Origin of the sequence: Bradyrhizobium erythrophlei (genome assembly GCF_042430365.1) — a bacterium.
GTDB classification, from domain to species: domain Bacteria; phylum Pseudomonadota; class Alphaproteobacteria; order Rhizobiales; family Xanthobacteraceae; genus Bradyrhizobium; species Bradyrhizobium erythrophlei.
Genome location: NZ_JBHMET010000152.1, coordinates 1 through 1,516 on the forward strand (window position 1 = coordinate 1; position 1,516 = coordinate 1,516).

Annotated in this window: 2 protein-coding genes and 1 pseudogene; 1 reads left to right on the forward strand and 2 read right to left on the reverse strand. The window is 57.9% G+C overall.

Going from position 1 to position 1,516, the window contains the following annotated elements:
• Positions 1 to 27: 27 nt before the first annotated feature.
• Positions 28 to 300, reverse strand: a complete 273-nt coding sequence (locus tag ACFFWD_RS23330; protein ID WP_376968939.1) for a tetratricopeptide repeat protein — start codon at positions 298 to 300, stop codon at positions 28 to 30.
• A 642-nt stretch (positions 301 to 942) separates the two neighbouring features.
• On the opposite strand from ACFFWD_RS23330, the gene ACFFWD_RS23335 reads away from it, so the two are divergent.
• Entirely contained in the window at positions 943 to 1,293 is a 351-nt protein-coding gene (locus tag ACFFWD_RS23335; RefSeq protein ID WP_376968941.1) for a hypothetical protein, read from the forward strand.
• A gap of 82 nt (positions 1,294 to 1,375) precedes the next feature.
• Here the strand turns inward: ACFFWD_RS23335 and ACFFWD_RS23340 are convergent.
• Positions 1,376 to 1,516, reverse strand: a pseudogene (locus ACFFWD_RS23340) (IS21 family transposase); the annotation flags it as partial.

Consider the following 1,516-nt stretch of genomic DNA (forward strand, 5'->3'; position numbering starts at 1 on the left):
AACCTCGTCTGCACAAACGCACCGTGCTTATTCGGGCAGCCCTGCTTTGCGGAAACCTTCGATCGACAGCTTCATATTTGACGCCCCGCCCCGCGCAAGCCGCCGAGATATTGTAAACGTTGGATCGACCTCAAGCAGACGCGCCGCCGCCTCACGTGCCTCAGCGTCGCGTCCGAGAAGAGCGAAAGCGGCCACGAGACAGCGGTAAGCCTGCGGAAAGAAGAAGTTTTGACGCAGGGCTTTCTTCCCAGCGACGATGGCGTCGTCAAAGCGACCAAGCTCAACAAAGGCCTGCCCCATCCCGGCGAACAGCAGATGTAGCAGCGGGTCTACCGGCTCATGCGAATGGCACGTTCATAGCTCCGGAGCCCTTCCTCCGGCAGCCCCGCAGTTCTATAGACAATGCCTCTGTCGTGCCATGCGTGATGTGAATTTGGGTTGAGCGCGACCGCCCGGTCAGCCATTTCGATCGCACCTTCACAATCGCCGACCACTATCGCGGAGATCACAGCAACCCCTGCTAACGTGTCCGGATCACTATCGTCGAGGCTCAATGCCAGGCGAAGAAGCCGAACTGCTTCCTTGTGGTCGGGGGCCTACCTCGTCAGAACGGTTGTCCTAATTTTTGATCTGTCGGTGTCCTGATTTCGCTTTCGTACAAACAAAGGTTTGCCATGTTTCTTATGTGGACTGCCGGACTTAAGGGGAATCTAATTCCCATCATCATCGCACCGCTTCGGCGTTCATCGGTGACTGAGAGCCTTGCGCTCCCGCCAACAATGGGAAGCGTTATGTCAAAATCTCAATTCTCAGCTAGTTCGCAACTCACGCCCATCGAGCGCCCGCGCTGTTCGCGCTGCGCGTCGCTCATGATGTTGGCGCGCTAAGCCTGGGCCAGTCACATAGACTCGTGGGGCAGGTCAACTCAAACGGAGAATGACCATGAGCGAAAACGTGACGTTACAGCCAGCAGCTGCGTTGAAGGCCTATGCGCCGATAGTCGTCAAGTTCTGGCAGAACCAAGAAACCGCGCTCGAAGACTTGAAGGAATTTGCGGACGGTTGGTTTGCTCGGCGTCATGAGGGCATGCAAGCGGCGCTTGAAGCGACCAAACATATTTTCGAGGCCGAGACGCCCTCCGATATACTCCGGGAGTATCAGGACTTGCTCAAGCGAGAGATGGAACTGTTTGCGGAGGATGGGAAAGCCTATCAGCAACAAGTGCTGAGGATCGGAGCGCACCTGAGTGCATCGCCGGAAGCGCCACAGACCGGCGAGCGTCGGACCGGCTAACGCCCCTGGCGGTTCAAAGCCCTCATGATGCCGATGCGCGCAAACATCGTTGGACCTCCGAGCGCCGCAACCAGGATCAAGGCTTCTTGTGACAAAGCCGGACGTGAGCGACCTTCACGAACACAGTCACGCCGCCCAGCAGGACCGTGGCTCCAGTCGAACTGATAGGCTTCCCCGGGTGCAAAGCTCAGCGGGAGATAGGCTGCCGCCGTCGCTTGACGGT